The sequence below is a fragment of the Deltaproteobacteria bacterium genome, from assembly GCA_012522415.1.
Taxonomy (GTDB): Bacteria; Desulfobacterota; Syntrophia; order Syntrophales; family JAAYKM01; genus JAAYKM01.
In genome coordinates this window covers 1-25,032 of the sequence record JAAYKM010000045.1, presented here as the reverse complement: position 1 = coordinate 25,032, position 25,032 = coordinate 1, and the positions used below count along the sequence as shown (strand labels likewise).

Here is a 25,032-nt window from a genome sequence, read left to right as displayed (position 1 = left end):
GGTTCTCAAAAGAGATCACGGTCAGGGACGTTCAATATTCGGATTTCAGGAACAGATAATACAGTCTTCCCTCGCGGTACGCTTGTCCGGCCAGTCTGCCCGCTGTCTCGCCTTCTCCCATGTAGACATCGCATCGTCCCGGCGCCCTGATCGCCCCGCCTGTATCCTGGTCAAGAGCGAAACCCGTGTAAAGTGCCTGGACCACATTGTCTCCTTGCGCTTTCGGCAAAACGGTGTCGAGAAAGGCGAGGGCCGCTCGTGGATAAACCGACTTGTCCGTTGCGATGGAACGAAGAGCAATCACCGGTTCGTTTATACTGCCCCGTGGCTCTCCGTCCTCCATTCTGAAGAAAATGAAACGCGGATTCTGATTGATGTAATGAGGCAATTCTTCCGGATTTGACCGGAAATAATCTCTGATGGTGGAAAGGCTCACCCTCTCTTTTGCGATCTTGCTATCCCTGATCATTAACTGCCCGATGCTTCGGTATTCATGGCCGTTGCTGGCCGCATAGGCGATTCCCACGCGGGAACCGTCGGGTTGGCGGATTTTGGCCGACCCCTGTACCTGCACAAGGTAGACCTCAAAGGGATCGGCGAGCCACATGATCTCTTTTCCCTTCAGCATGCCGGCGTTTTCCATTTCACCTCTGGACGGATAAGGAACAAGCCCGTCAACGGTACGACGGCCAAGCGTATTGCCTTCGTCATCTTTCACCAGGTCATCGGGCTGACTGTAAAGGGGGTATTTAAAACGCTCATCCGCATGGCGCGAACCTTCGAATTCCGGGGTATAGTAGCCGGTGAAAAGCACCGTTCCCCTGTCATCGCAGCCTACAGATGTGTAAACGTCGAATCGTTCGCGAATGAGCGAATTGAGTTCGGCCTCCCCGTACCCGGCATTGATCATGTCTCTGAAAGCCTCCAGGCTTTCCACCACTTGTTGGTGGCTAATCTTTCCATAGGGATAATGCCGTCTGCTTGAAGGTTTCTTCAGGTAATTGAGACTGTTACTGATTGAGTTCTTCAAGTTCGCCAGGTCATGGCAGGCGTCGGTAAAATCCGGTATTTCAGCCGGATCGGTGATTTTCCGTAGGGCAAGTTCGCCCGGGGGAAGGGGTTTTGAGTAATCCGCCTGCTCGGGCTGGGGTATCTTCGGTATATTCTCCATCAGGATGGGACCTCTGTGGCAGCCGCTGAGAAATATCCCCCAAACCAGAAAGATGAAAATGATTTTTCTTGTTTTCATGCAGATACTGATGTCCTTTCTGAATCTTTTGTGGCACGCCAAATCAACCTGCCCATGGACAGGAAGAGGCTGCGGATCGGTTTGTGTCGCTTTGTGCGGGGAAAGCCCTTGTCTGAAAGGATCCGGGACTTCATGTGCGGCAGAAAGGACAAAACGCGGTTCACAGTGCATGTCCTGATATCATAAACTGAAAAGGGATAACAGGAGGAATCGCTGCGTTCGGTGAATTTCCTCTGCGCCCGACCCTGTGCCCGTCAATGCACAATAGATTCAGAGAACAGGTTTAAGACGAGGACCCCTGCGACGATCAGAAAAATACCGGAAACGGCGGCCGTGTCCAGACGCTGCCCCAGAAAAAGCCAGGCAGCGAGAACGATGAGGATCGTACCCAGGCCGGACCAGATCGCGTAAGCGACGCCCACCGGAATGATTTCCAGGCAGCGGGACAAAAAATAAAACGACAACGTGTACCCGGTTACGACACAGGCAGTCGGCCACAGGCGGGAGAACCCCTCTGTGGATTTGAGTGTGGAGGTGGCAAATACCTCGAAAACAATTGCCGTAATCAAAAAAAACCATTCCCTCATTTTCCCCCCTTGTTCGGCCACGTGTTGAAATTCCTGTGTGTTCGGTTGGTTATTTCAGGCCGCCCGTCTCGACAGGTCCTTGGCTCTTCAATGAATCGTCGGCGTCGATAAAGTAAAAGATACGGGTTCCGTTGGAGATGCCCGCCCTTGCCGGCCGCCGGTGTGTCCCCTTCGTTCTTTCTTCCGGGCGACCTTTCCAGGACTCACAAACCCGTACCCCCCCGGAAAACGGTTTCAAGGGAGTCCGGAACGTCGGGTCCACACAAAATTACGACAAGCAGGGCTTGCGGCCATGGCGGCGCCCCGGGACCCGTCCGGTAACCGTAAATACGGCTATGTTTTGGCGGCTGGGAGTATAGGAGCGTAATTTTCTTGCGTCAAGGGATAAGTGAATTGATGGAAGAAGCAAATAAATTACCCCGTTTGCGGCAAATGCGCTGTTCCGTGCACAAGCACCCTTTACGGGGAAGCAAGGGATGAAACTCAATGCAGGTCTTCTCGGAGTCAAAAAGAAAATTTTCGCTGACAGCGATGCAGCCCCTTGATCCGACCCCTCTGTAGGAATTTTCCTGAATCGGCGGCATATTCGGCGGGAACGATTTTGTTTTTTTCTCATAGATCGCCTTCGCTCAGAACATCGGATTGTTCCATAAAACATGAGACGCCGATGGGCCATCCGGTATGATCTGGGCCTTTGGCCATTTTGGAAACGTGCGCCACTCCAAATGCTGTCGGGAGTGCGATCCATGCCTTTGAGTTTTGCCGGGGGCGTAATCCATGCATCGGCCTTCCCAAGATATTTCAGAGAAAATCCTCATCAGGGCGCAACATTGAAAAAAATGGGCAAGCTCCTGTGATTACAGAAGATAGTAGCCGCTTTGCTTTTCCGGCAATGTACGGTTTCATCAGAGCGTCGGAAGATAGGGACTTGGCGAAGCTGAGATCATGTTGCGTGATGGAGTGCACCCTGTTTGTTTTCCGGTAAAAAGTAAAAAGGATAAGAATCGGAGAGACCTCGATCACCCGTCCATATGCATTGAGGAGGGAGTACGCATATCACCAGTATTAATCTGTTATTTATCTAGTAAAAAATCCGTATTGCATTTGCAATGAAATCGTCTTACGGTTAAAATGGATAGGGGTCTCTTGGCGTAGATGCAGCAAAAATCCTTGATAACCGACCATGCCGGTTTTTCGGATCGCTGAACACATTGTAGTTACTAGCGAATTATTTCCCGCTTGTTCGGGCTTGTCGGTATGGTTCTTTTGCGTGAGAAAGCGGAAGAAATTGATTCATTAAAATCCTACCAAGAAGGTCACCCAATCTGCTGTTGGGTCTGCGGGTCAGTTTTTCGGAGTCTTTTGGCTTATTCATGGCGTACCTCTTGGAACGAACAAAAATGGGGAAAAGCAATGCCAAGAATAGACCTGCGAGTAAAAATACCTATCCGGGCGGAAATCATTACAACCTCCTCAGCGGGAAAGGAAAAACGCTGTCCTGTAACCGTTTCAAATATCGGCCTGGGCGGTGCGTTAATCGAAGGGGAGATGGACGGAATAAACGAACAGACCCGCTTTTCTTTGCTCATTGGGGACCACAGTGATCTGGAATTTCCTGCACGGGTACTGTGGCGGGATGAAGGAAAATCACGGCTGTTTTTTTTCTATGAAGAGAAAGCCGCCGTCGAAGCCTTGTGGGCGCAAATCAAAAAAGAAATCGGTCAACTCGAGAAGGGAATCTGCCCTTATTGCGGCGGTTCCACCACGGAAGATCTCGACGAATGCGGGCGCTGTCATCTGAGTCTTAATTTTTCAGATGGATATGTGGACAAGCATACCCGAAGGACTTTTCTGGAGCGTCTGGACCGGCGTAGCAAAGAAATGACCGACCAGGAACACTTCCACCTTCTTCAAATCGTTGACCGTGAGATCCTCAGAAACGATGACGAACATGTGGTTGAGGAATATGTCGGTACGTGTCCACAGATGTTGACGGTTTTCTCGCTGATCCGGAAAATCGCGCCTACGGATATACCAGTTCTTCTCCTTGGAGAAAGTGGAACAGGAAAAGAGCTGGCGGCGAGGGCGGTTCATGAAAGAAGTATGCGCCCTTCGACTCAGTATCTGATCCTCAACTGTGCCGCCATACCGGAAACACTTTTGGAAGCGGAACTTTTCGGGTATGAGCGAGGCGCCTTCACCGGGGCCTATCAGACTCGGAAAGGCAAATTCGAGGTGGCTGACGGGGGAACCCTGTTTCTCGATGAAATCGGTGAAATGCCCGCGACCCTGCAGGCAAAATTGCTACGTTTTTTGGAGGACAAGAGCTTTGAGCGCATCGGGTCCCAGAAGTCGAGAAAGGTCGATGCTCGCATTATCGCGGCGACCAACCGAGACCTGGAAAGGGACGTCATGGAGGGGCAGTTCCGGCAGGATCTGTTTTACCGGCTGAACGCCTTTCCGATTAGACTGCCCCCCCTGCGGGAACGGGGAGAGGATAAACTCCTTCTCGCCAAGTATTTTCTGAAAAAATTCAGACTGGAGTCGTCCGTTTCAAGCGGGAGAAAAAGATTTTCCGAAGGGGCTCTGGTGGCCATCAGCGTTTATGAATGGCCGGGGAATGTGCGCGAGTTGATCAACAGGATCCGGAAGGGGATCGTGATATCCGATGGTGAGGAGATAACCGCGGAGAATCTCGACCTCGGCCAGATTCTCGTTCCGAAGCGGGATAATGGCCAATCGCTAGAGGATATCCGTTCCGCCACCGAGAAAAGCAAAATGATTGAAATGATTCATGCCTGCGGCGGCAATCTTTCCCGCGTCGCCCGGGAGCTCCGTATCAGCAGAACCACGATGTATAAGCTGAAGAAGAAATACCAAATTTGAATAATCCCGATAATCCCGCCAGCCATCCATTCAATCTCCTACAGAAAAGGGCTGCACCGTAGCGTCTGTACGGGTCGATCGGGTTGGGTTGTTTTAATCAGGCTTGCTGAAGTGGTTGAGCCTGTAAACCCGACCTTCCGTTCCGTGAACAGATGTGTAAACGATTATGGACACCTGCATCACACCTTCTGTAAATATTCTTTGATTACAAGTAGATAAAAAATGGCATAACAGTTGCGAAATACGGGCTATGAAACGAGCACTGTTTACAGCCATTATCATGATGTTTCTCATCGCGGTTTTCTGTGTCCCCCGGCTTCAGGCAGAGAATGCGGTGAGGTGCGGGATTAATTTCTTCCCCATATATGGCGAGAAGGAAGGAAAACCCGTCCTGCCGGTTCTCTGCTTGGAAGCGATCAGCACCGCGCAGATGGAAGCCATCCGAGGAAGGTATAAACCGCAGGTGCCGCTGGCGTCAAGCGAGAGTCTACAGAGCAAGGGGCGCATCATCCTTTGGGATGAAGCGAAGACCTGCAACCCATATATTGATTATATCGATCGATCAGGAGCCAACAATGCGTCCTATTCAATACTGCGGGCAAACCGATGCAAGTAGTTGAAAGGTATCGAGTCATAACGGAAGGAGGTGAAACTGGATGACGTGGGGGACTACGGTAAAGCGGCTGTCCTTTTTGTTCCTGGTTACAGGATTGATGTTCTGCAACGTGGCCCATGGCAGCGGGCTGGAAGTGCTGACTAACCTGACGTCGATCGAGACGAACGCGGTTACCGATTTCCAGGGTTTGATCGGGATCAACATGGCGGCGGGTGATAACCATGCCCAGGTGAACATGCATCTGATCGATGTGGGCAACACCCTGCAGCCGGGAGTGATTTCCCAGTCCACCGGAAACTGGGAGGACGTACCCGGAGAGACAATGGATTGCATCTGCGCATATGCCTTTCAATCTTCGTCCGGGATCGTATCCATCAATCAGGCGGCCGGCGCCGGTTCGGCGGAGGCCAATCTGGTCCGGATCGGGTACGGGGCGGACCTTCCGCTCGATGCTGCTGTACTGCAACAAGTTGTCGGTTCCGCGTCACAGGAATTGAAAGGAGAGAACGGTGCGGTTTGGAGGGCTGATATCATCTCCGATCATGCCTTCGAGAACAGTCGGGGCATTGTCCAGGTGAATCAGTCGGCAGGGGTCGCCAACGCGGTTTCGAACAGCATGGCGATCAATTACAAATTTCAGTAGTACCAATAAAAAAAAGGAGGATTGAAAGATGAGTCGGAAATTATTGGTGGTATTTGCGGTATTGGTGCTGGTGGTCGTCCCCATGACCGTTCTGGCCGGCAATCAGGGCGGACGGGGCGATTACAACAAGGACATCCAGTGGAGCGCCAACATCGACGTGACGCTGCAGGCGATGGCCTACGCCAACCTGGCGCTGGAAACCTACAGTGTCGATGTGGATATCGATGTGGGGGCTATCAATGGCATTCTGCCGGTCTACGGATTGGTCGAAGCCGTGTCCAAAAACGACCAGTTCCCCGAGAAGAACGTGACGTTCAACTACGAGGCGGACAACAACGCCACGATCGCGGACAGTTCGTTTGAAGATTTTACGGGAAATTTGGGCGTCAACGTGGCCGCTGGTAACAGCAACACCCAGAGCAACATCGCCACCTACGCGGCCGGCGAAGCCGATGCGTCCCTTACCCGGGCGACGATCTTCAGCGTCCAGAAGGCCATGGAAAACCTGACGAAGAACGAGGGGTCGGCCAACAACGCCACGATCGCGGGAAGCGTTCTGGAAGGAGCGACGGGTAATGTTGGCATGAACGTGGCCGCGGGCAACAACAACGCCCAGACCAACCTGACAGCCATTGCCGTAGCACCGGCAAATGTCGGCATGGCCCTGGCCTACGTGCAGCAGAAGTCCCTGAACAACGCGACCTTCAACGGGCCGACTTACACGTTTGAACCGACCAGGCTCGAAAGCAGCTTTGACGTGACCGGTGCTTTGAGCTTCGGGGACGGGGAGTCGCCTAATTTTACCCTCTATCAGGTGGACAACTTCTATCTGGATACCTGGACCGGCGCCACACATCCCGCTGGAGACCCGACCGGCCATATCGACATGGATAGTAACATTCAGGGTGCTGTTCTCAATCCGTATCGCGATGATCAAACAGGAACAGGAGATCTTCCGATTGGCGGCATTGCCTTCGAGGGGAGGATTCCCGATGCGGAGCTGAATCTTACCTTTACCGGATACCAGGACGTGCTGCTCCCGGTGCTCAGCGTGAAAACCGTGAACAACGCCACGATTTCCGCGAATACCCTGAGCAATCTGACGGGTAACTTCGGGATCAACGTGGTCGCAGGCAACAACAACATGCAGGCCAATGCGTTCGCAGCCTGCTATGTTCCCGCGGTTGCCGGTACACCTGGCGGTGAAAACGGCGGTAACGGCGGCGGTGGCGAGCGGTAATTCACTGGTTTGATGATCTTTTCAAAAAGGGGAGCGGGGTGGATGCCCACCTCCTCCCCCCTGTTTCACGTACAGGGAGAGAGACCATGTTTTCTGTCACAAAAGGAATCCTGATGGCTTTCCTGGTTCTTGTTTTCGGAGGAAATGCCGCCGTTGCCGGCATGATCGAATTCAAGGCGGGTCTTCAGGGAACGGTACTGCGAAAGCCGGTCAAGAGCATGAAGGAGATGCGCTATGAAGGCATCGTCCGGCAGAGGCTCGATATCAGTTGCGGTACCGCAGCCTTGGCGACCGTGCTGAAGTATTACTACGGCCAGGATGTTTCGGAAGAGGACGTGATTGCGGACATCCTGAATCACGGCGACCGGGAGCAGATCGCCCAGAAAGGCTTTTCCATGCTCGATCTGAAACGCTACACGGAGCGGATGGGCGGGTTCCGCGCGGAGGGGTATCGCGTGTCCTTCGACAGCCTGAAGAAATTGAAACTGCCGTCCATCGTTCTCTTGAACCTGAGAGGATTCAACCATTTCGTGGTGTTGCGAGGCGTTCGTGGGGACCGGGTTTTTATCAGCGACCCCATCATCGGCCGTCGCACCATCAATGCCGGCGAGTTTACCGACGGCTGGAATGGTATCGTTCTTCTGGTGCTGGGAAAGGAACAACAGTTTGGAAATGGGGATTATTTCGGGAAACTGCAGGACCTTGGCGTATCCAAAGAGGAGATATGGCGAATCAAGGATAAATACGTGGGAGCGCCCATGTTGAGCGCGCCTTTTGAAATAAAGAATTTTTGAAGCAACGGAATTTGCCCGTATCGAGTTCCCGGACATGTCATGTCTGAGAAGCGTTCAGCGACGAAGAATATTTTTCAAAAAGAGATGTTTCACTTAAGCTCAGAAGGGCATAAAAAAACAGGTTCATACTTTTTTGCGGGTTAATTAACATATAAAAGGAGAACGGCGATGCTTCACAGTCAAAAGATGGTGAAACGATCCATTACCGCCGCCCTGATCATCGTCGCCGCCCTTTTCGGATTCGGCGGGACGGTCTTGGCCGTGGACTGGACCGGACTCGGGGAGCAGGATCTGGTCGCACTCGAGGAGTCACAGATGGAGGATCTCAGGGGTGGCTACCTGGGATTCTATTTCTCCATCACCTTTTCGGGTTTCTGGGATACCCAGGGAAACCAGTGGGCGAATATTGGGTATGAAGCCGGTATCGGCGAGGACGGTCAGTCGGGGCAAATCACGCTGACGGCGGGAGATACCCCCACGCCTTCGGAGGGAACAACAAACTCCGGCGACAGTACGACAGGAGACAATCCCCAGTTTACGACCACGGCGATTCTGGGCGGGTTCAACGGGGGCCAGGGCCTCTTTCAGGTAAACCAGGTGCCCGGATCGAACAACATCGTTCACAACGGGCTGATTCTGAACCTGACGATCTATAACGTAAGTGAATCACAGGCGCCTGCCGTCTTTGAAAGCCTGAGGCTATTGGCGCCAGCTTTCTAGGGGTTGCCAGGCGTGATGAAAATGCTCCATTCCGGACGGGATGGGGCATTTTTTTATTGTGATGCCCTGATGAATGTGCTACATAACCACATCATTTCGAAAAAGCTTTATGGAGAACCGCGAACATGGCGGTTTGTTAAAGTTTTTATCTAACTTCCCAATCCTTCAACCCGTTTTCTTTATGTGTGAATTGAACTTTCGGCACATGTTCTGACTTGTATTCCGCTTTGTCTGCTGCGGCCTTTTTCGTAGTCCGGTCGCAACAATTTTATAAAGACGAACGGTTAGTGACCGTATTCAATAAAATATCATAAAGGAGGCAGCGAACAATGGGATTCATGGGGCTCGCGAAAAAGCTGGGTGCAGCGTTTCTGGCGGTGTGTATGATGGCGACGGTGGCATATGCTGAAGAGGATGAAAAGACCAAGGCGCCGACGGCGCGGCAGGAAGCGATCGAAGTGGAAAAGGGCGGCGTGCTGGTCGAAAAACGGCGATGGGTAATCGAACCCGGTGTTCAGTACTCCCACACGGACCGGACGAGGGTGGCCATCAGCGGATTTACGATTCTGGAGGCGATTCATTTCGGAACGATAAAATCGGAAGATATCAAAAAAGACGTCATCATGTCCTTTCTCAACATCCGCTACGGACTGACGGATAATCTGCAGATGGAACTGAAGATTCCCTATCTCTTCCGCCGGGATCGCGTGACTTATCTGAGCAGCAGCGGCGGTCAGGAGAGGACGGCGGAATACACAACCCGGGACGACGCCATGGGAGATATCGAGGGGGGCCTTTATTACCACCTGGTTCATGAACGAGGGGGGATCCCCGATGTGGTCATCAATTTTAAGGGTAAATCCAGGACAGGTAAGGATCCCTATGGCTTGAAGATGAAAAAAGTTCGTGTAGGTGGTGTGGACCCGGAAAAAGATGTGCCAGCAGAGCTGCCGACCGGCAGTGGCCACTACGGTCTGTCCGCGGGGGTGACCGTGGCCAAGACAAGCGACCCGGCGGTGTTGTTCGGGACCCTCGCCTACTACTACAATTTTGAAAGGGATCCCGGACGTGCCAGCAACGGTAGCAAGTATGGCGATATCAAACCCGGAGACAGCATCGAGGCGATGTTCGGCATGGCCTACGCCCTCAATGAAAGGCTCTCGGCGAACATCAGCTATCAGCAGCGGTTCTTTTTCAAGACGAAACAGGGCGGTAAGAAAATAAAGGGCACAGATTACAATGTTGGGTCTTTGAATTTGGGATCTTACTTTGCCTTGACCGACCGGGTCGGCGTCAGTCTTTCCGTTGGTGTCGGCCTGACCGATGACGCCGCAGATACGACCGTCGAAATCCGGCTGCCGTTTCGCTTCTAACAGAACGAAAGGAGACAGACGATGAAAAAGGTTATCCAGGCGGGGATATTTTCCTTTATTTTTCTTTTGTCGACCCCATCATCCTGGGGAGAAACAACGATCGGTTTCGTGGATGTGAATAAAATCATTCAACAGTCCGCCGCCGGTTCGTCAGCCATGAAGGAACTGACGGCCTTCAAGGAAAAGAAGAACACGGTTGCGGATGCTCGGGAGAAAAGCCTCAGGAAGTTGCAGGATCAGATCAATCTGACGATGTCGCAGAATCCCGCGGATGCATCTTTGCCCAAGCAACAGAGGGATTATCGGGACGCCGTCGAGGAATATAACCGATTGCGAGCGGAAAATCAGGCCGAAATCACGAAAAAGGACCGAGAATTGACCTCTCGGATTCTCGAGGAAATTTACACGATCTGCAATAACCTGAAGCGTGAAAAGGGCTACACCTATGTGTTCGACAAAGGCCAGAGCGGTGTCATCGTATTTCCCCCGGGAAACGACATCACCCTGGAGGTGATTGAAAGATACGACAGACGTTATCCGTCCGGGGGCAGATAGTATAGGACAGACATGCCGGGCAGAATGATGGGTTCGGGAGAGCCTTGGCCCGGGTTAGCTTTGCGAAGCGCTTGAACAGGCCCGGTATGATCTGGCGGCCTCACGGATGCGTCTTGTGCAATGCCCGGACAGTCCCGATCATCTGAATATCCGTGCCCGATTGCTCGATTCCATAAGGAAGATTATCAAGGCAAGCCTCCAGATACGCTATGGCTTGTGTCCCAACCTCCAAAGTAAAGCAAAACCAGTCTATTGCAGGGCTTTGAACGATGATACCCGGGGTACCTCTGTCCCGGGGCATTTGGTCCGTCCGGTGCGGGATGATCTCGTTCGAAAAGCGCATATACCCTGCTTTTAAGACGCGCCGTCTCCCAGGGATTATCGGATGATCACATCACTCGTTTATCACGGTAATGGGAAAAACACGACCCCAGTCAATATCATGCACGATTATGACGGAACAGAGATGAGACAAAGAAAAGGATAAGGATTGACATACAGCGGTTCCTTGCACTATGTTCCTCCCCCGAAAATCTCTGCCGGGCGCCATCCTCCTGCCATTTTTTGCCGAGGGCCCGTGTTCCTCGAAGGGCGGAATCGGGTATTCTACGTGTGATGTTGTGCACAGGATGACTGTATTTTTTGGGATATCACGGTTATCTTGGCAATATAATAAAAAAGAAGGAGGAGAGAATGACTGAGCCGAGAAAAAAGAAAAAATGTAAGGGACTTGCCCTTTTTTTTATCCTTTTCTCTTTTGTCCTGCCGGCATGGGCTGATATGCCGGTTACCTTGCTGGAAGTTGATCCCGTCGCGGGGGCGTATTACGGATGGGGCTACAACACGACCACACAGCAGTTCACCTCACCCTGTCTCCAGGTCAGCAGTTCCGCCACCTATGCTTCCGGGGACACCAAGCAAAACTCATTCTATGATTTTACGGAAACGACGGCGACCATCGCCGCCCAGACCAACCTGAGCGTCAGCGCCGCCCTGAAAGTGCTGGCCGGAGCCGGAACCTACGGGGCCAGCAACAAAACGTCCATCACCGGCGGTTCGGAAACCAGCACCTACAGCCAGACCCTGCTGGCCAGCGCCTATCGCTACAATGTGCCGAATCTCCTTGATCTGGAGCAGGTAAGCTTCAAGCCCACCGCCTTGCAATTGCTCACCACACCGGGAGGGAAAGGACAGTTCAGCCAGCAGTGCGGCGACGCCTTCGTGATAGGGATCAGAAACGGCCGGGAGTTTTTCGGTACGGCCTCTGTCACCAAGCAGGATATGAAAAGTTGGAGCAAGTTTGCCAATGAAACGGGTATTTCCGTCGAGGCCGTCGGGGCCAAGGCCGATGTGAATGTGAACATCGGTCGCTCCATGGAACAGGCTTTCGGCAACCAAAATATTACCGTGTCGACATACAGCACCGGATCCAACCGGGCCAACCCGACGAAAGCCAGTGAACTGGAGGGGTATTTCAAAAATTTTTTCAACACCAGCGGCCAGGAAAAAATGGTCAAGCTGATTGTTGCCCCGTACAATATGGTGGAGGGTTACCCTTGGGAAAATCCGCTGGAAGGCAACACCAAGGAAGATTACGTTGGCATGATGGTCGTGGCCCTGTGGGGACTGAAAGCGGCCATCAAAGATGCCGGCTTCATCATGACACCGCAGACAGCCAATATGTTCGCCTTGGGACTCAACACAAACGTGAAGGCGCAGCGGAAAACCTATATCCAGCAGCAGCGCGACATGTGGCAGAAGGAATATGATATGCTGCTCAAAGCGGCCCAGCAGTGTGACCGGCAGTTTACCGAACAGTGCCGGAATCTGGCGGAATACTACGACCGGCACCGCAATCTGGCCGCCCAGTGGGCCGCCGTGATGCCGGACCGGTACATGAGCGACTGCTACCAGGAGCTTGTCCTGCGTGATTTCAGCGCCCTGAAAAACGATCTCATAGGGAAGGATTTCGGAACGCCTTTTGCGGGCGATTCGGAGACGGCAGGCAACCGCAGTCGCGTGGTGGCCGAATTGACCTTCAGAAAGGATCAGCGCCAGCTGAAGGCGGACCTCTCGGTGGCAAAAATCGAGTGGAAACGCAATGACTGGTACAAGATGCCCGTTGAGGTTCGCACCAAGGTGGGCGAATCCGGATGGGGTCTGCAGTCGCAGGCGGTGGTTTTTGATCTGGATCAGCCGGCCCGTTATGGAGTGGGGCAAGAAAACCTGAAATACTGCGCCTTTGCCGGTGAGGGGGTGCAGTTGGGGACGATTGCCACCCCATCGGCGCAAGATGCTGCCAAGCGTTTCGGTTTCGGCCGGAACAAGGCCCACGGCTATATCGATGGCCGCTCCGGTAAAAATCCGCGGGGTCAGCAGCACTTCGGCAATGGCGAGGGAGCCCTTGAATTCATAACGTGCGAAGTGGATCGGGGCGGGAAGAACAACAACATGCAGTGCATGGGTCTGGGTGTGCGTAATGTGCGCCTGAAACTGGCAAGCACGCAGGACCTTGAAGCGGACCGCTGGCAGAAACCACCCGCCTCACCACAAATTCCAACGGCTCTGACCGTTTTCTCCCAGGGGAAAGCCGTTAACCTGGCGCAACATGCCGTCCAGTATGCCGCTTTTACCCAAATGGTACCCGCAAAAAGGAAGATGTTCGTCAGTGCTGTGGAAAAGAAGAAAATCGTCGACCAGAACAGTTTCAAAAGGGGCACGCTTCTGCTTCCGGTGAAGCAGGTCGATATGATCAAAAAACGTCAGAAAACCAATCTGATGAAAATCCAGAAACCTCTTTAGACACGTATTTCGGAATTTCAAAAGTGTTGTGAATTCCCCCTGCCGTCGCGGCAGGGGGAATTTTTTAAGACCAGCTTTCCTCCAACTGGAGGAGGCTTGCCGCAATGTCCTCACTTAAACGTTCCAGGATTCGATTGTATGCTGCGAGTTGCCCGTCACAACCGGATGTCGTCCAGGTTTTTTGTTGAAATGTCCGGCCCGAAACAACCCGCTCCTCTCCGGGAATACGTAGGCTCCAGTGGGCATCCAGGGTGACAGTCCGGTCGGTCTTCGCGGCTTCAAGGCATTTGATGTCGATTTTAACCCTTACAGCGGCGGCATCCGGTGCTGATTGGGGGAAAACAGTCACCCCGGGGGATCCGAGCTTGACCGCAAGGTTTTCGGCGACGACCCGGGCAATTTCGTGCTGCAAGGAAACCGCCCAACGGTTGTACTCATCTATCCGCACCTGATTCTGGTCAAGGCGCATCACCATCTGGGGGCGATCGACAAGGGCCGGAACAATCACCGGCCCGACAGAAATGGGGGTGCGGAATGTAAGCACCGTCGGTTTGGCCGTGGCCGTCAGTGTGTAAAAACGTGGAGGCTGCGACGCATAGCAGCCGCAAAGACAGAAAAGCAGACAGCAAAGCCATGTCAGTACGGGATTCTTCATCATGGTACCTCCGGCGCCTTTCCCCGGATAAGGGCGGCGGGATTTTGTTCTAGATATTCGGTGAAGATGGCGATGGCCCGGGCGGCTCGGGTGATTTCCTGCAGGGCTTCCCGCAGTTCCTGCCGCACCGGGGCATCCCGGCCCACCAGATGCTGTTCGCTGCTTGCCAATATTTTTTCCGCCGCATCAAGGGCTCGACGCAGATCCCCCATGGCTTTTTGTGCTTCCGGTAACAGTTCACTTTCCACTCTGCCAACGGTTTTGTTCAGCACCGCAAAGGTCTCCTTCATTTCTTCACCGATTTCAGCGTAGGGGATTTTTTCCAGTTTGGATAAAATCGTGTTGATCTTCCCTTCAAAATCCACCAGATCGCTGGCCGCGATAGGAAGAATGGGCGCGTCACGGCGCCAGTCAACGTCAGCAGGGGGACTTCCCGGGAAGAAATCCAGGGCGATGAAGCGATGACCGAGGAGCAGGTTGGCGCTTCGTAACTGAGCACGAAGCCCCCGGTTGACCAGTTTTTGGAGGAAGGCATTGCAAGCGTCACAATTTTTTCTTTGCCCTTCCGCCCGGTGGGGCAAGTCTGCGTGCTTCATGAATCGCCGGGGAAACAGGGCTATCTCCACCCGGGGTCGGGGGTTCGTGGCCGCTGGGGGATATTCCAGTTCGACAGCGGTGACTTGACCGATGGGGAGGCCATGGAGGGTAACGGGTGCGGTTATTGCCAGACCCCGTAGGGATTCATTAAAATAAAGGGTGTAATGAACGACGATCTGGTCCTCCTGGGACATGGCGGTTGTTCTGTCCTGATAAAGGGTGAAGACGGTATTTGCCTCAGCCGGCTGGCCGGATGCGACAGACGGAGGCGTTTCAAAAGCGATGCCGCCGATCAAAAGAGAAAGGACGGACTGGGTTTTCACATTGAGCCCGCTTGCCCCAAGGGAAACGTCAATACCGCTTGCCTGCCAGAAGCAAGTCTGTTCCGTAACATAATTCTCATAAGGATTGTCCACAAAAATACGGATGTTGACCGATTTGCCGTCTCCGGCCAGATCGTAAGCGATAACGCGTCCCACGTTCAATTGGCGATAATAAAGGGGCGATCCGATACCCAAAGATCCCAGTGTTGGTGCCCGCAGGACAAATTGACGCCCCGGTTCCGTTTCCATGACAAGGGGGGGGATATCCAACGCCTGAAAATCAAAACGGGGTGTTGAGGAATTTCCGGCTTCAAAGGCAATGAAGTTACCGGATAACAGGGTGCTCATACCTGATATGCCGCTTAGAGTGACCCGGGGGCGCACCACCCAGAATTTGGCGTCGCCCACCAGAAGACCCTCGGCGCTTTTATCGATTTTGGCGGTTACGACAACCTTCTGGTAGTTTTCTGAAAGTTTGACCTGGATGACCTGTCCGATGTTGACATCCTTGTATTTGATAAAGGTCTTGCCTGCCTCGATGCCTTCCGCCGATTTGAATACAATGGTGATGGTCGGTCCCTCACTCAGAAAATGTTCGATGGCGATGCCGAGGGCAACAACCGCAGCCAGAATGGGAATTATCCAGACAACGGAGAATATGGCACGTTTTTTTGGTTCCGCCGTCGCGGTTGGTATTTGCGAATAATCAGTGTTATCGGTCATGGACTTCCTTCCTTTCGATGTCGGAATCCCAGATCAAGCGAGGATCAAAGGTTTTGGTCGCCAGTAATGTCAGAACAACGACGGCGGCGAAGAACAGAACACCCCTGGCCGGCCTGGTCGTCAGGAAGGGTTGGAGCTGGATGAGTGCCACGGCAAAGGTTACAACGAAAACATCCAGCATGGACCAGCGTCCCACGAAGTCAATCAGGCGATAGAGCCGGATCCGGTCGATGCTGGCCGCCTGGGAATGGTACTTGGCTATGACCAGCAGATAGCCCAGGGCAATCAATTTGGCGATGGGGATGATGATGCTCGCAATCAGCACAATCAGTGCCAGATGCCAGGAGCCTTCGGCATACAGGGCGATGATTCCGTCAATAATGGTATCATCTTTGGTGTAGGTGATGGTGATTCTCGTCAACACCGGCAGGGTAATGGCGGGAATGTAACAGATCGTGGCGGCAATGATCAAGGCCCATGTGTATTGAAACGTTTTATGGCGGCGTAAAAAGAGTTTGTAACCACACCGGGGGCAGTAACCCGGGTTCTGTAGGCTGTAAGGCCGTGAAAGGAGACCACAGGTTTCGCAACGGACCAGTCCGACTTTCAAAGAAGTCAACGAAAGCACGCTCATGAGATCCTCCCCGTGGATGGGAAGGTTTCGGCGTGAGCCGGACCAAGGGGGCGGGAAGGGTGGGCCCATCGGATTCTCTGCCAGATCGTATCAGGGGCGAAACTGATCTTTATCAAGGTCAGCAAAATGATCAGGAGTCCCACTGCGTACATGCCGACACCGGGAATGATCGTGGCGATGTCGGATAGTTTGATCAGGGAAATGAGGATGCCGAGCATCATCACTTCAAGCATGGACCAGTTTTGCTGCCGGGCGGCCCAGTGCACCAGGATACCAATCCACCAGGGAGCCGGCGGGTAAAGAGCGGCCAGGTTGATTGCCACCATGAAAACAATGTAAACGGCCGGTGCCAGAAGGCCGCAGAAGCCGATCAGGACGGCGGTGATTTCATAGCCCCTTTCCCACATCACCAGGACGCTCCCGAAGACCGTTGTACTTGTGTGCCGTCCGAATGCGGAAAGGCTCAGCAGAGGTTGAAGGTTGGCGATCAAAAGAAAGATGAAGGCGGCAATGGACAGGGCCAGGGTTCGTTCAATGGACGAGACTTTGTTGGTCATGAGTATGTGGCGGCAGCGGCAGCAACGTGCGCGCCCCCCCGGCGGTAAAACAGGAACCCGTTGGAGCAGATCGCAATCCGGGCAGGCGATGATGCTTCCATCCAGGGGTTTTTCTTTCACCGATTCCATCATATCAAACAGACACCCCCAAGAAAAGAGTTCATTTTAGTTTACCATCGGTTTCGGCCCTGACAAACAAGATTTTATGGATGGGAAACGCGGGACGCGTTTTCTCTGAAACATTATGAGAATCCGTATCTCTTTATATCGAGAATTTTCTTTCTCCCTGCGGGCTTTCAGCCCGTTACAGGATGTTTACGGGGAACTTGTGGAGCGGGTATCCCCGGCATCGAGAGGGTAGCAAGGTGGTTGTGTCGATAACGATATCCCCAAGCTGCTAAAGGTCCTAACACAGGGGCGAATATGTCGGCACCCTTTTTTATGCCAGGGGAATTCACTCAAGCCGGCTCATCGTGATGGATACATTCGTCCCCCCCGAGGAAACGGTGTTCAGCAGCCCGTGCCGGATATCCATTTCCTTCAATTGTTCCATGGTAAAGGGAAAGTGCACGATGGGATTCTCCAGCCCCAATGTCGGAGGGACCTTCCCCGCCTGAATGGACAAAGCAAGGGCCGCCGCTCGCACGCCGCCTGAGGAAAAACTCTCGCCCAGGGCCCCCTTGACAGAGGATACGGTCGGCCCGCCGGAGGTTGGTCCGAACAGGTCCATCAGTGCCTCTGTTTCGATGGCGTCGGCAAGGACTCCACCGTTTCCCGCGCCCTGGATGGTATCGATATCCGATGGCCGAAGACGGGCTCTTCTCAACGCCCTTTTCATCGCCAGGACGATTCCTTTCCCATTCTGCGGCCAGCCGACCGGACTGGCCGGTGACGAACTCATCCCCCAACCGGTCATTTCGCAATAGGGGATCGCTCCCCTTTTGATGGCGTGTTCCAGCGATTCCAGACAGAGGATCCCGCATCCCTCACCGGCGACAGGGCCATTGCGACGGACATCGAAGGGGCGCGCTTTTTCTTCCTGGCCGTCCACGGGTGAAACGGCCCTGAATCGAACCAGACTCTCGAAGAAAAAATCGGACAGAATGTCAGCACCACCGGCAAGGACGACGTCCATCGTGCCCCGATGCAATTCCATGGCGGCATAGACAAGGGCGGTTTCTCCCGAAGCGCCTTGGTGGGTTACTGTTGTGTTAACGCCCCGAAACCCCAGTTCTAAAGAGGCGTGCCCGGCAGGGGCGTTCAGGACCGAATTGGGTACCAGAGTCGGGTTGACACGGGACGGACCCTCCGTCAAAAGAATCTCCGTGCAGCGAATCTTGAGATCTGTGGGGCCGTATGCGGTACCGAAAATGATGCCGACACGATCCCGATTCTGTGAATGAATGATAAGTTGCGCGTCTTCCACAGCGAGACGGGCCGAGGCGGCAGTCAGCCGGGAGAGGCGGTCCATGCGACGTGCGTTTTTCGCCGAGAGAAAATCAAGGGGGTTGAACGTCTTTATTTCCGCGCCGAGATGAGAAGACAAACGAGACGTGTCAAAAGCGGCAATTGCCTCTATACCGGAATCGCCTCGGAAAAGGCGTTCACTGAATTGTCTCTTCCCGATGCCGAGGGGGGTGACCATGCCTATGCCGGTGACGACCACCCGCCTGTGTCCCCCTGTTTTATTCATGTTACACGCCCTCTTCAGTATATCGAGCCAGCAGAAGCGATGTGTTGTTCCCACCAAAGGCGAAGGCATTGATTAGAACGGTATGCAATCCTGCTGTTCGTGCCCTGTTCGGTACGAAATCAAGATCCCATCCCGGGTCAGGTGTTTCATGATGAATCGTCGGCGGGACAAATCCGTCCCGAATCGCTATAAGGGACGCCACTGCCGCCAGAGCGCCGGAAGCTCCCAGGGTATGTCCCGTCATGGACTTGATTGAGCTGATCGCTATCCGACCGGCATCCTTCCCGAATACCTCCTGGATGGCCCGCACTTCCATGGCGTCATTGGTCGGGGTTGCCGTCCCGTGGGCATTGATGTAATCGACGGAAGTGGGTGACAGACCGGCATCCCGTAAAGCAGCCCGCATCGAACGGACAGCCCCCGAGCCTGTCGGATCAGGCGCCGTCATGTGGTAGCTATCACAGCTGATACCGTATCCCAAAATTTCGCCGTGAATCCGGGCCTTTCTTCCCAGGGCATGGCTGAGCGTTTCGAGAATTAAAAATGCGGCTCCTTCACCGAGGGAGAGCCCACGTCGCTTGCGGTCGAAGGGTTTACAGTATTGCGGGTCAAGGGCCTGAAGGGCGTTAAACGTTGCATACGTGGTTCGGCTCAAGGGTTCCACTCCTCCGGCGATTATCACGGATGCGGCCTCCTGAACGATGAGATCCCGGGCAAAACCAATGGCGGTTGCCCCGGAGGAACAGGCCGTCATGAAAGTTGTTTTCGGTCCCGCAATCCTCAAGGCCGTTGCGATACGGTCTGCCGACGATGCGGGACAGAAGCCGGCTAACCTGGAAAAATGAGCTCGGCGGCTGCCGCTCTGGAGGTAGGTTTCATAAACAGATTCCGCCTCAAGTTTACCCCCGGAACCGGCGCCGAGGATGATTCCCGTATGCTCCGTGAGAGATTCCGGGAAGGGGAACAGGCCGGTATCCTGAAGAGCCTCCACCGTGGCCGCAATGGCCATGGTATCGGCCCGCGATAGCCGCTTACGGGAAAAAGACGGCGGAACCAGGCCCAGGGGGGACAAATCTCTGATTTCCGCTCCCGTTTGAGTTCGGTACGGTGAGGTGTCGAAGAGGGTGAGGGGGGCGATACCACACTTACCGTTTTTTAGAGAACAGGCAAATTCGTCGGTGTTTTTCCCCAGGGCATTCACCGTTCCCATTCCGGTTATGACGACCCGTTTCCGTTGCATCGGTTACCTCGTTTCCCTTTTCGCTACGAACCCAGATACGCAGTAACGCCATATTGGGGGCCAACGGGACTATAGGCAAGTCGATAAGGCATGTCAAATGCAAAGGAACCTTAAAATTTCTGATGTTCCGGTTCTCTACGGGGCATTCCGGGGTCCTCCTCCGTATCCATGGAGCCTGGATTCTCGTCTGAGCGGTCCACCCACGCCGCGAGCAGGCGATAGGTGACGGCAAGCAAGACGGGCCCGACAAAGAGACCGATTACACCAAAGCCGACCAGCCCGCCTATTACCCCGAGGAATATCAGAAGGAAAGGTAAGTCGGCGCCCATTCGGATCAGAAACGGCCGGACAAAATTATCGAAAGTACTGACAAATACGGCCCATGCCACAAGGACGGTTCCCCAGGTCGTTTCCCCACTGTAGTAGAGCCAAATTATTGCGGGTATGAGTACCAGGCTTGGACCGAGCTGGGCAATGCACAGCATGAACATGATGGCTGTCAGGACGGCGGCGGCGGGGACGCCGCAGACAGCCACGCCGAGGCCCGCCAGGAATGACTGGATCAGGGCCGTGCCGACCACCCCAAGGGCAACCCCTCTGATTGTTTGTATGGCGAGCAGAACGACTTCTTCTCCGTGAGCCCCCCCGAGTTTCCTGGCAAAGCGGATGAATCCTGTGGCAAAAACCTCGCCTTTTGCGTAAAAGATGACGGCCATGATGATGGTAAAAAGAAACTGCAACGCGATCATGCCGGCACTTCCCGCTTTGGATAGAAACCAGGTCAGCATTTTCCCGGCATAAGGGGCGAGACGAGCCGACAAACCCTCAGGCCCACCCACAAAATCGCGCCACCCAGTCGCCAGCTTTGGCCCGACAACGGGAATGCCGGTCAGCCAGTCTTGCACGGCGGGCATCGTTTCCAGCCTGAACGCATGCTTCCATGAGGTGATATAATCGACGTTTTCAACGATGACCGCAATGGCGAGAGAGAAGGGTATGATGAAAAAAAGCAGGATCATCAGGGTCATGACCGACACGGCCAGAGCCCGTTTATGCCAAAGCCGGGCCTCCATCTTCAGCATGAGAGGCCAGGTCGACGCCACAATCATGGCCGCCCAGATCATCGATGGCAGAAAAGGCCTCAAGATCCAGAAAGTTGCGATGATCAGCGCCGTAATGAGAAACACCTGGAGGGTTATACGGGTCAGGTCGGGCGAGCTGTGTTTTCCTGCGGACATGTTGTTTTCTCTTTATTCTGGGATAGGATGCTGAATCAATCAATCGTCGAGCTTTGGTTCTCGGTTCCGTTTGTAGGTCCTCTCTGCATTGTCGTGGAGCTGCTGGGCCTCCTCTTTCGTGACTTCGCGGCCCAGTCATCGCTGGAGGCGCGGTCCCGTTCGTCCGTTACGGATATCCATCTCGTAACAGCCACGCTTTTCATTGTACCGGAGGGACATCGTCTCTCCTCGAGAGCGGCATCAGCACGGCGTTGATTGAGCTGGGCGTATAGGTATAGTCAACCCGATTCACCTTGTCGATTATCACCCCGACCGGCATAAAAGGGAAAAGAAGTAGATTGGACAGGGCGTATGGCCTGAAGTAGTTTTCAAGGACTATTTCATATGGCTCATAACCGGGAGATTCGATCCGGACAAACTGATTATCACCACGCGGAAGCATAATCATGACTGGGGTGCTGCCTTTTGGCATGCCGTTAATTTTTACGCTTGCACCGCTCGGATTGCTCGCGATTGAGATTTCCTGTGATGCCCCTCTGATCATGGTCGCACAACCAGAAAGAAGAAGAACAAGAAGACTCAAAATGCAGAACAAAGAAAGCCTTGAATTCATAACCCCTCCTATTTTTATTTGGTAGATGGTTCTGGTGCTTCCCACCTCTTTTTATAGGGTTTTTTTGATTTCCGTCAACTTAAATAACCTTTTCGTTTTCTTTTATCGTGGTCATGGCGATTTATCGTGTCTTTTCGATTTTCGGATCGGCGATGCTCCCCACATAAAATTCGGGTTCTTTTCGGTCATTACAGTTTTTGTGCAAAAACTCTGCAATTTGCCTCATCTTTGGATGATCCATTCTTCTGGCACCCTCCGGGCACGCCTTGATGCAGGCGGAACAGCGGATGCACAGGTTCGGGTCGGTTGTCAGGGGATTGTCCTGAGGAATGGCGGCGGTCGGGCATACCGATACGCACGTCAGGCATGTTGTGCAGCTTTTTTCATCGACGGATGGCGTGATACCCGAAAATATCCGGGCATCTTTATAGGGGAAATTTCCGGGGGGAGTCGGCAAAAGCATGTCATGAGGGGCGTCAAGCGACGAAATGATCTCAAGCACCCTTTCTCCAAACATTTTAGCCTTCACGAGATCCTGCAAGTCCGGCCGTCCCGCAGCGATGGGCAATTCCCGTGTCGAAAAGGAGTGCTCGGCGGGAAAGGCGGAGAGGGCAACGGGGATGAAGCCCGCAAGGATGGCCAAATCGTTCAGTTCACGCAGGGCATCTTCATAAGCCCGGTTCCCATAAACCGCGACGAGAACCGCAGGCGTTGAGGAACCCCTGATCCGGAATCTGGAAACCATCGTTTCCGGAAGGCGCCCCGCATAAACAGGAGAGCCGATAATGGCCAGATTGCAATGGGATGCCCGTGGGGGTTTTTCGGAGGCGCGGGGGGGTGTCAGATCATACGTTCCCCTGATTTGAGCGTGAATTCCTTCGGCGATCGTCTTGACGATCCTTTCTGTGGCATGCGTTGAAGAAAAGTAAATTAAGTCGATTGATTTGATCTCCATCGTGATTTCCCTTTCTCTCTTGTAACACCCCGGTTCAAAAACATGGCCAGGTCGATACATTTTGGTAACATGGAATACCCACTCATTGTTTGGGCCTGGAAATGGTTCAGTCATGACATGGCCCGAATATGATGAATGAAGGGTCACGAACCATCATTCCCATCGGTTAAGATGAGCCTTGATGCCGTCCATCGGCCGGAGAGGCTCCCCTTCGCCGTCGGTGTGTCCCGGGGGAAGGAGGCAGGCCTTTTCGTTTCTATACTCCCCCCATGAAAAAGGAAAGCAAATTCTGCCCTCTTCGGAGGTCTGAGGTATGCTGACCCTGATTTTCTCTATTTTCGCCTCCTGCCGACTCTCCTGAAGGGGATGTGAAAGGGTGTGAACGGTTCATCGCGAGCCAGAATAAATGCTTGACAAAGAGCGATAAAAAGGCGATAGGTTCGATTGCCTCGGCAGTCAGCGAGGGGATGTACCATTTCAGTTGTTTATTGGATATCCAGTATATCCGGAAATATAGAACAGGAGGAAAAAAATGAGGAAGAGTTTTTTTGTTTGTTTGGTAACGGTGTTGCTGATGATGCTGGCCGCAGGGCCGGTACTGGCGGAAGGCCAGAACTATCTGTCCAACCGGGTTGGCGTCGGCTACCAGGGGCTGCTTTCCGGGGATTATGTGAATGGGATATCGGTGCGCGGCTGGTTCGGTGACAATTTCGGTTTGGAAGGGAATTTCTTTTTTGGTGAAGTTGACGCCGATGTTCGAGTGAGTAGCATGGGGCGTATGGGCAATATCGATGCGGATGTGTGGTTTATTGAACTCAAGCCCATGTACGCGCTGGTCGTGAAACCCAACAGCCGCTTCTACGTCGGCATGAAATTCGGATACGGTGAAGCAGACCTCAAGGTTCGAGTCGGTGATACCAAGGTAAAGCTTGATCCCGATTTCTGGGAGATCGGGGCGTTGGTCGGATCGGAATTCAGCCTGCCCTTCATGCCGGAGGTGGCCTTCAACTTCGACGTGGGTTATAATTATGTAGATACAGATTCAGACATCAGGGTGAGTGGCCTTGGCAAGGTAGCAGATATTGACCTCGACATGGACGGTATTTTCGCCACTTGGGGAATCAAATACTACTTCTAATTCCTGATGATTTGAAAAGTTAGAAAACGTGTGGTTGGTACGTGTCAGGCCGCACGCCGGTAAGTTCATCACCCCCCCTTTTGAATCAGTGATCCTAAGGGGGGGTTTTTTATGTGCGTTTTCCGGGTAGCTCGATCCAGGGATCGTTGGGGGTAACGAAAGGGTCGCCTTGCCTAAGCCCCCGGTGAGGTAAAAATTTGCGGATCCATGTATTCGCTGATCCCTCTACCGGCTCAGGTCGGAAATCCGTGAGCGGGTTGTCCTGTGAGTCCGGGGGGCCGTAAACCTCATGCCGTTTCCCTGGCGGGGGGCCCGTTGGTTTGTACATGGTCTGGAGGATGTGGTTTTCCCTCTTGCGTCGGACAATCCCGTAGGGGTAAGGATAATCGGGAGAACGAAAGAGCCAATTCATGGGCCGGAGGGATCATGCATATCATCATCGACGGCTACAACCTGATCCGTCAGTCCGATCACCTGAGGTCCGCGGACCGTCGGAGCCTGGAGGCCGGACGAAATGCCCTGATTCAGTTTCTGATGCCGTACAAACGGGGACGGGGCCATGCCATAACCATCGTCTTTGATGCTTGGGACGGCGACAGCCCCCGGGAAGAACGGGATCGTCAGGGGGACATCGACATCGTGTATTCACGGCGGGGGAGAAAAGCGGATGACGTGATCAAGGAAATGGTGGAAAAACGGAGGGGAACGGAGACGGTCGTGGTGACATCCGACCGGGATATCTCGCGTCATGTCGTGCGCCAGGGGACCTCGTCGATTTCTTCGCCCGAGTTTGAAAGGGCCGTGAGGAGATTTTATGAAGGGACCGCTTTCCCCGCGGAGCCGGAAGCATATGAAGGGACCCGGGAACGTGCGGGGAAGGGCACGAAAAAGATAGGTCCCGCGCGAAGGAGTTCCCGCGGAGCAAGGGATTACCAAAAAAGAATCAGGAAGCTTTAGGCCCGCTTCTGCGGGTCCTTTTCCCCGGGAACCGAAAGATCGATCGGCCGTTACCGGGAAAGAACAGAAAAGCCCCCCTGAATTTCAACAGAGGGGCTTGATCCTTCGAAGGTGCTCAGACGTCCTTTTTTTTGATCCAGGCTTCTCTGAAGAGTCTTGCGATGGAGGTGAACAGGGCAAGGAAGAAGAGGCCGAACATGAAATTCGGTGCTGTTCCCAGGTATTCATCCAGTTTGTATCCGAG

General features: G+C 53.5%; 23 protein-coding genes. 12 read left to right on the top strand and 11 right to left on the bottom strand.

Annotation, left to right across the window (positions count from 1 at the left end):
* Positions 1 to 31: 31 nt before the first annotated feature.
* Complete coding sequence (locus tag GX147_04225) at positions 32 to 1,249, bottom strand: murein transglycosylase (protein NLN59905.1); 1,218 nt, start codon at positions 1,247 to 1,249, stop codon at positions 32 to 34.
* 254 nt (positions 1,250 to 1,503) lie between these two features.
* Positions 1,504 to 1,836, bottom strand: a complete 333-nt coding sequence (locus GX147_04220; GenBank protein ID NLN59904.1) for a multidrug efflux SMR transporter — start codon at positions 1,834 to 1,836, stop codon at positions 1,504 to 1,506.
* Positions 1,837 to 3,249: 1,413 nt separating this feature from the next.
* Between GX147_04220 and GX147_04215 the strand changes: the two genes are divergently transcribed.
* The 9 genes from GX147_04215 to GX147_04175 all read left to right on the top strand — a co-directional run bounded on the left by GX147_04215 (position 3,250) and on the right by GX147_04175 (position 13,465).
* Complete coding sequence (locus tag GX147_04215; GenBank protein ID NLN59903.1) at positions 3,250 to 4,722, top strand: sigma-54-dependent Fis family transcriptional regulator; 1,473 nt, start codon at positions 3,250 to 3,252, stop codon at positions 4,720 to 4,722.
* A 250-nt stretch (positions 4,723 to 4,972) separates the two neighbouring features.
* On the top strand, positions 4,973 to 5,338 hold the full coding sequence (locus GX147_04210) for a hypothetical protein (protein ID NLN59902.1): 366 nt from the start codon (positions 4,973 to 4,975) through the stop codon (positions 5,336 to 5,338).
* Positions 5,339 to 5,378: 40 nt separating this feature from the next.
* On the top strand, positions 5,379 to 5,981 hold the full coding sequence (locus GX147_04205) for a hypothetical protein (GenBank protein ID NLN59901.1): 603 nt from the start codon (positions 5,379 to 5,381) through the stop codon (positions 5,979 to 5,981).
* A gap of 28 nt (positions 5,982 to 6,009) precedes the next feature.
* On the top strand, positions 6,010 to 7,221 hold the full coding sequence (locus GX147_04200; protein ID NLN59900.1) for a hypothetical protein: 1,212 nt from the start codon (positions 6,010 to 6,012) through the stop codon (positions 7,219 to 7,221).
* An 86-nt stretch (positions 7,222 to 7,307) separates the two neighbouring features.
* The gene (locus GX147_04195) at positions 7,308 to 8,015 is read left to right on the top strand and encodes a C39 family peptidase (protein ID NLN59899.1); all 708 of its coding nucleotides are present in this window, start codon (positions 7,308 to 7,310) and stop codon (positions 8,013 to 8,015) included.
* A 168-nt stretch (positions 8,016 to 8,183) separates the two neighbouring features.
* A complete protein-coding gene (locus tag GX147_04190; GenBank protein ID NLN59898.1) occupies positions 8,184 to 8,735 on the top strand; it encodes a hypothetical protein in 552 nt (183 codons plus the stop codon).
* A 329-nt stretch (positions 8,736 to 9,064) separates the two neighbouring features.
* Positions 9,065 to 10,108, top strand: coding sequence for a hypothetical protein (locus GX147_04185; GenBank protein ID NLN59897.1), 1,044 nt, complete (start codon positions 9,065 to 9,067; stop codon positions 10,106 to 10,108).
* A 21-nt stretch (positions 10,109 to 10,129) separates the two neighbouring features.
* Positions 10,130 to 10,663, top strand: coding sequence for an OmpH family outer membrane protein (locus GX147_04180; GenBank protein NLN59896.1), 534 nt, complete (start codon positions 10,130 to 10,132; stop codon positions 10,661 to 10,663).
* A 693-nt stretch (positions 10,664 to 11,356) separates the two neighbouring features.
* A complete protein-coding gene (locus tag GX147_04175) occupies positions 11,357 to 13,465 on the top strand; it encodes a hypothetical protein (protein ID NLN59895.1) in 2,109 nt (702 codons plus the stop codon).
* Positions 13,466 to 13,529: 64 nt separating this feature from the next.
* On the opposite strand, the gene GX147_04170 is transcribed toward GX147_04175, so the two are convergent.
* From GX147_04170 to ydiK, 7 genes are all read right to left on the bottom strand, one after another.
* Entirely contained in the window at positions 13,530 to 14,123 is a 594-nt protein-coding gene (locus GX147_04170; GenBank protein ID NLN59894.1) for a membrane integrity-associated transporter subunit PqiC, read from the bottom strand.
* Positions 14,120 to 15,763 carry an MCE family protein gene (locus GX147_04165; GenBank protein NLN59893.1) on the bottom strand — a complete coding sequence of 548 codons (1,644 nt, stop codon included), beginning with the start codon at positions 15,761 to 15,763 and terminating at the stop codon, positions 14,120 to 14,122. Before GX147_04165 ends, GX147_04170 begins: the two co-directional genes overlap by 4 nt.
* On the bottom strand, positions 15,753 to 16,397 hold the full coding sequence (locus GX147_04160) for a paraquat-inducible membrane protein A (GenBank protein NLN59892.1): 645 nt from the start codon (positions 16,395 to 16,397) through the stop codon (positions 15,753 to 15,755). The genes GX147_04165 and GX147_04160 overlap by 11 nt, the downstream gene beginning before the upstream one ends.
* Entirely contained in the window at positions 16,394 to 17,083 is a 690-nt protein-coding gene (locus GX147_04155; GenBank protein NLN59891.1) for a paraquat-inducible protein A, read from the bottom strand. Before GX147_04155 ends, GX147_04160 begins: the two co-directional genes overlap by 4 nt.
* A 325-nt stretch (positions 17,084 to 17,408) precedes the next feature.
* Positions 17,409 to 18,647 carry a beta-ketoacyl-[acyl-carrier-protein] synthase family protein gene (locus tag GX147_04150; protein ID NLN59890.1) on the bottom strand — a complete coding sequence of 413 codons (1,239 nt, stop codon included), beginning with the start codon at positions 18,645 to 18,647 and terminating at the stop codon, positions 17,409 to 17,411.
* Position 18,648: 1 nt separating this feature from the next.
* The gene (locus GX147_04145) at positions 18,649 to 19,887 is read right to left on the bottom strand and encodes a beta-ketoacyl-[acyl-carrier-protein] synthase family protein (protein NLN59889.1); all 1,239 of its coding nucleotides are present in this window, start codon (positions 19,885 to 19,887) and stop codon (positions 18,649 to 18,651) included.
* Between the two features lie 110 nt (positions 19,888 to 19,997).
* On the bottom strand, positions 19,998 to 21,125 hold the full coding sequence (gene ydiK / locus GX147_04140) for an AI-2E family transporter YdiK (GenBank protein ID NLN59888.1): 1,128 nt from the start codon (positions 21,123 to 21,125) through the stop codon (positions 19,998 to 20,000).
* 27 nt (positions 21,126 to 21,152) lie between these two features.
* Between ydiK and GX147_04135 the strand changes: the two genes are divergently transcribed.
* Positions 21,153 to 21,380 (top strand): hypothetical protein, encoded by a 228-nt coding sequence (locus GX147_04135; GenBank protein ID NLN59887.1) that lies wholly within the window; start codon positions 21,153 to 21,155, stop codon positions 21,378 to 21,380.
* Here GX147_04135 and GX147_04130 read toward each other — a convergent pair.
* Positions 21,325 to 21,738, bottom strand: a complete 414-nt coding sequence (locus GX147_04130; GenBank protein ID NLN59886.1) for a PEGA domain-containing protein — start codon at positions 21,736 to 21,738, stop codon at positions 21,325 to 21,327. The genes GX147_04135 and GX147_04130 overlap by 56 nt on opposite strands.
* Before the next feature lie 121 nt (positions 21,739 to 21,859).
* Entirely contained in the window at positions 21,860 to 22,693 is an 834-nt protein-coding gene (locus GX147_04125) for a 4Fe-4S binding protein (protein NLN59885.1), read from the bottom strand.
* 532 nt (positions 22,694 to 23,225) lie between these two features.
* Between GX147_04125 and GX147_04120 the strand changes: the two genes are divergently transcribed.
* The gene (locus tag GX147_04120; protein ID NLN59884.1) at positions 23,226 to 23,831 is read left to right on the top strand and encodes an outer membrane beta-barrel protein; all 606 of its coding nucleotides are present in this window, start codon (positions 23,226 to 23,228) and stop codon (positions 23,829 to 23,831) included.
* 426 nt (positions 23,832 to 24,257) lie between these two features.
* Positions 24,258 to 24,788, top strand: coding sequence for an NYN domain-containing protein (locus GX147_04115; GenBank protein ID NLN59883.1), 531 nt, complete (start codon positions 24,258 to 24,260; stop codon positions 24,786 to 24,788).
* Positions 24,789 to 25,032: the final 244 nt, after the last annotated feature.